The sequence below is a fragment of the Sphingorhabdus sp. genome (genome assembly GCF_044374345.1).
In the GTDB taxonomy this organism is placed as follows: Bacteria; Pseudomonadota; Alphaproteobacteria; order Sphingomonadales; family Sphingomonadaceae; genus Sphingorhabdus_B.
Window position 1 is genome coordinate 1 of sequence record NZ_JBILOS010000130.1, and the last position, 4,481, is coordinate 4,481.

Genomic DNA, 4,481 nt, shown 5'->3' on the forward strand with positions numbered 1-4,481 from the left:
GCAGTTGATCGGCGGCGATATTGCCTTCGGCCATGATATTCTCCCTGTGGTGTTGGTCGGTGCCTGCGCACCCGAATCAAGATGACAGCGCCTTAATGCGAAGGGGCGTTTTTCGCCACGCTTTCCTTCATGCGTTGCAATTGTTCGGGCGTGGCTTCGGTCTGATGCTTCGCCTTCCATTCTGCCGCGGGCATGCCGTGGATGAGGGTGCGTGCTTCATCTTTGGTCAGCGCGCCATCCGCCTCCATCACCCAATCGGCGAGGCAATTGCGGCAAAAACCGGCAAGGCCCATCAGGTCGATATTCTGCGCATCGTGGCGGTGCTGCAAATGGGTCACGAGGCGGCGAAATGCGGCTGCGGCTGCGGTGTCTGATATTTCCTTGTCCTGTTGCATAGCTATGCGCCCTTTCCGTTGGTGATATGCCGCGTTATGGGGAGTGCGAACGTCAAAATCCATATCGCGGAGCCATTTATATGCAATATCACAAGCCACGTATGCGCAAGGTCCGCATATTGGCGACATTGGGCCCCGCCAGCGACACGCCCGAAATGATCGAAAAGCTGTTCCGCGCTGGTGCCGATGCCTTCCGCGTGAATATGAGCCATGGCGAGCAAGCCGACAAGGCGCAGCTGATCGCCAATATCCGCGCGCTTGAAAAAGCCTATAACCGGCCCACGACAATCTTGGTGGATTTGCAAGGACCCAAGCTGCGCGTCGGCACCTTTGCCGAGGGCAAAGTGGAATTGCACACGGGCGATGCTTTCCGGCTGGATACCGACCACACACCGGGGGACGCGCACCGCGTATATTTGCCGCATCCCGAAATCTTTGCCGCATTGGAAGTCGGCGCACGGCTGTTGCTCGACGATGGTAAGCTTGTTCTGCGGGTCACCGAAATCGGGCTGGAATATATCAATACAATGGTGGAAGTTGGCGGCGCATTGTCGAACCGCAAGGGGCTGAACGTCCCTGACGTCGTCATCCCCATTGCCGCGCTGACCGAAAAGGACCGTTCGGACCTTGCCTTTGCGCTGGAGCAGGGCGTGGATTGGATCGCGATGTCCTTTGTCCAGCGGCCAGAAGATGTTGCCGAGGGCAAGAAGCTGATCGGTGATAAGGCTGCGTTGCTGGCGAAGATTGAAAAGCCTGCCGCAATCGGACGGTTGGAAGAAATTGTGGAACTCGCCGACGGCGTGATGGTCGCGCGCGGTGATTTGGGCGTTGAGATGCTGCCCGAACAAGTGCCACCTTTGCAGAAAAAGATTGTGTCGACCGCACGGCGCATGGGCAAGCCGGTGGTCGTTGCGACGCAAATGTTGGAATCGATGATCGTATCGCCATCGCCCACCCGCGCCGAGGTGTCGGACGTTGCAACTGCGATTTATGATGGTGCCGACGCGGTCATGTTGTCTGCCGAAACGGCGGCGGGCGCCTGGCCGATTGAAGCGGTGTCGATCATGGACCGCATTGCGCAACAGGTCGAAAGTGATCCCGATTTCTACAAGCGTATCCACTTCACCGAGACCCCGGCCGATTCCACCACGGCCGATGCGCTGGCCGAGGCGAGCGGACGGATTGTCGACACTATAGAAACTAGCGCCATTGTCTGCTTCACATCATCAGGCTCGACCGCGCGGCGGATTTCGCGCGAGCGGCCATCCGTGCCGCTCTTGGTGCTGACCGCCAGCCAATCGACCGCGCGCCGCTTAGGGCTCCTATGGGGCGCATTTGCTGTGCGGACCAAGGATATTGGATCGTTCGAAGAAATGGTCGCCAAGGGCAAGCGCATGGCGCTGCGCTATCATTTGGGCCATGCCGGTGGACGCATTGTCATCATGGCTGGCGTGCCATTTGGTACACCCGGTTCAACAAATGTGTTGCACATCGTCCGGCTGACCGGCGATGAGCTGAAGGGCCATTAAAGTCCGTTTTCGCGATCAGGGCAGTAAAAGACTGCTGTCGCCATAGCTGTAAAACCGGTACTCGTTGGAGATTGCATGGGCATAGGCCGCTTGCATCGTCTCACGGCCCATCAGCGCGCTCACCAGCATGAACAGCGTTGATTTTGGCAAGTGAAAGTTGGTCATGAGGCCATTGATGGCCTTAAACCTGTAGCCCGGCGTGATGAAGATATCGGTGTCGCCTTCAAACGGGTGCACCAGGCCATTTTGGTCGGCGGCGCTCTCGACAAGGCGCAGCGAGGTGGTGCCGACCGCGATCAAGCGGCCGCCGCTTTCACGAATGCTGTTGAGCCGATCCGCTGTCTCGACATCAATGCTGCCCCACTCGCTGTGCATGCGGTGGTTTGTGGTGTCGTCGACCTTTACCGGCAAGAATGTACCTGCGCCCACATGCAAGGTAAGCGTCGCGGTTTCTATCCCGGCATCGTGCACCGCCTGCATCAATTCGGGGGTGAAATGCAGTGACGCGGTAGGCGCGGCGACGGCGCCATCCTTTTGCGCGAACATCGTCTGATAATCTTCGGCATCGCGCGCATCGGTTGGCCGCTTGCCAGCGATATAGGGCGGCAATGGCATCGTGCCGGCGCGATGCAGCAAGACTTCGACCGGTTCATCGCCTTCAAAAAACAATGTAAAGCTGCCGTCGTCATGGTGTTCTTCGGCCTTGGCCAAGACGCCTTGGCCAAAATCAATGCAGTCACCAATATGCAGGCGCTTTGCATTGCGGATGAACGCTTGCCAGCGGCGCAGATCGATGCGTTTATGCAAGGTCGCACCAATGGTGGCGTCGCCCCTGCGGCCCGTAAGCTGCGCCGGAATAACGCGCGTGTCGTTGAAGATCAGGCAGTCGCCCTTGCGCAGCTTTTGCGGGAGGTCGCTGACTGAAGCATCGACCATGTTGCCTTCGCCGCCGACGCATAGCATGCGCGCCGAATCCCGCGGGCTAACAGGCCGCAGCGCGATCCGCTCGGGCGGAAGCTCGAAGTCAAACAGGTCTACGCGCATGATGTTACCGCAGCGGTTAGTTAACGCTTGGCTGGCCTAAGGCCACGGGCTGCGCGGAAAATGCGGGCGGTGGGACATTGTCTGCCGCAATCGATGCCTGAAGCACTTTGCTTGGGTTCGCGGGTGGTTCGCCCCGTTCAATGGCGTCGACAAACTGCATGCCGGATGTCACGCGGCCAAAGACGGTATATTTGTTGTCGAGGCTGAAGCGCGGTTGAAAGCAGATGAAGAACTGGCTGTTGGCCGTGTCTGGATCATTGGTGCGTGCCATCGACACTGTTCCGCGCAAATGCGGCATTTTGTTAAACTCGGCCTTCAGATCGGGAAGCTCCGACCCACCTTGGCCAGTGCCCGTGGGATCGCCGGTTTGCGCCATGAAGCCCTCAATCACGCGGTGGAAGATAACGCCATTGTAAAAGCCCTGACGCGTCAGCGTCTTGATCCGTTCCACATGCGCGGGTGCAACGGCGGGGAACATCTGAATGGTGACGCGGCCACCCGTCGACAAATCGAGCACCAACATATTTTCAAGGTCAGGCGCAACGGGCGTAGGCGCAGTCGCTGGCGTTTGCGCGAGTGCGGGAGCGCCCGCAAGGAACAGCCCGCCTAAAATGAGCGCAGTCAGCTTCGACAAAAATATGCGTGAAAACATCAAAAAGACCGCCTTTATAACTGAAGTGCCGCCCTCATAACGAACGACGCTGTCGCTGTCATGAACGATTTTCGGCCTGCGCCGAGTTAGCCCCGCAGAGGCGAAGTCTGTGGATAAGTCACTGTTGCATAAAAGTGACAGCCCCGAAATATTATTGTCATATCCGCCCAATTTGTTGCGTAAACCTAGGAAATTCGCCACAGCGCAGCCAACCCGGAGAGATTTCTCTTTGATCCGTTCGTGCTTTGCATGTGCGATTTGAGTGAAAAAGCTGGGGAGTTTAACAGCCACCAGGACGCGATAAGTCGTTGGAATGGGGCGCTATTATAGGGGCTATATCGTGAAAAACACACGTATCAGCAATTTGAAATATGCAGCGGCACCGCTCGCACTGGGTCTGGCGTTGATCTCAACGCCGTCATTCGCTCAGGATGCGGCAGCCGAAGAAGAAACCGTTGAAGCAATCGTCGTAACGGGTTCGCTCATTACCAACCCGAACCTTGAGCGTTCGGCTCCGGTGAACGTAACTTCTGCCGAAGAAATGGAACTGCTTCAGTCCAACCTGGCCGAAGAAGTTCTTCGTGAAATCCCAGGCGTTGTCGCTTCGATCGGTTCCGCGGTCAATAACGGCAACGGTGGTGCATCGTACGTTAACTTGCGCGGCATTGGTTCAAACCGTAACGTCGTATTGCTTGACGGCGATCGTATCGTGCCCGCCGGTTTTGGCGGTCAGGTCGATTTGAACAACATTCCGCTCGCTTTGGTTGAGCGCGTTGACGTTCTTACCGGTGGCGCATCGACCACTTATGGCGCTGACGCCGTTGGTGGTGTTGTTAACTTCATTCTGAAGAATGATTTCTC

General features: G+C 57.3%; 5 protein-coding genes. 2 read left to right on the forward strand and 3 right to left on the reverse strand.

What is annotated here, in order from left to right; all coding sequences use genetic code 11:
- Nucleotides 1–92 precede the first annotated feature (92 nt).
- Entirely contained in the window at nucleotides 93–395 is a 303-nt protein-coding gene (locus ACIQ5B_RS10335; protein WP_397598945.1) for a DUF1244 domain-containing protein, read from the reverse strand.
- A gap of 80 nt (nucleotides 396–475) precedes the next feature.
- Between ACIQ5B_RS10335 and pyk the strand changes: the two genes are divergently transcribed.
- Nucleotides 476–1,924 (forward strand): pyruvate kinase, encoded by a 1,449-nt coding sequence (pyk, locus tag ACIQ5B_RS10340; RefSeq protein ID WP_397598946.1) that lies wholly within the window; start codon nucleotides 476–478, stop codon nucleotides 1,922–1,924.
- A 15-nt stretch (nucleotides 1,925–1,939) separates the two neighbouring features.
- On the opposite strand, the gene queA is transcribed toward pyk, so the two are convergent.
- On the reverse strand, nucleotides 1,940–2,968 hold the full coding sequence (gene queA, locus ACIQ5B_RS10345) for a tRNA preQ1(34) S-adenosylmethionine ribosyltransferase-isomerase QueA (protein ID WP_397598947.1): 1,029 nt from the start codon (nucleotides 2,966–2,968) through the stop codon (nucleotides 1,940–1,942).
- A gap of 16 nt (nucleotides 2,969–2,984) precedes the next feature.
- A complete protein-coding gene (locus ACIQ5B_RS10350) occupies nucleotides 2,985–3,620 on the reverse strand; it encodes a peptidylprolyl isomerase (RefSeq protein WP_397598949.1) in 636 nt (211 codons plus the stop codon).
- A gap of 340 nt (nucleotides 3,621–3,960) precedes the next feature.
- Here ACIQ5B_RS10350 and ACIQ5B_RS10355 point away from each other — a divergent pair.
- Nucleotides 3,961–4,481, forward strand: a 521-nt coding sequence (locus tag ACIQ5B_RS10355; protein WP_397598948.1) for a TonB-dependent receptor plug domain-containing protein, incomplete at its 3' end; no start/stop codon positions are given.

What these genes read in the sequence shown, in the direction of transcription:
- ACIQ5B_RS10335 (WP_397598945.1), bottom strand. Translation starts at nt 395, where the DNA reads ATGCAACAGGACAAGGAAATATCAGACACCGCAGCCGCAGCCGCATTT.
- pyk (WP_397598946.1), top strand. Translation starts at nt 476, where the DNA reads ATGCAATATCACAAGCCACGTATGCGCAAGGTCCGCATATTGGCGACA.
- queA (WP_397598947.1), bottom strand. Translation starts at nt 2,968, where the DNA reads ATGCGCGTAGACCTGTTTGACTTCGAGCTTCCGCCCGAGCGGATCGCG.
- ACIQ5B_RS10350 (WP_397598949.1), bottom strand. Translation starts at nt 3,620, where the DNA reads ATGTTTTCACGCATATTTTTGTCGAAGCTGACTGCGCTCATTTTAGGC.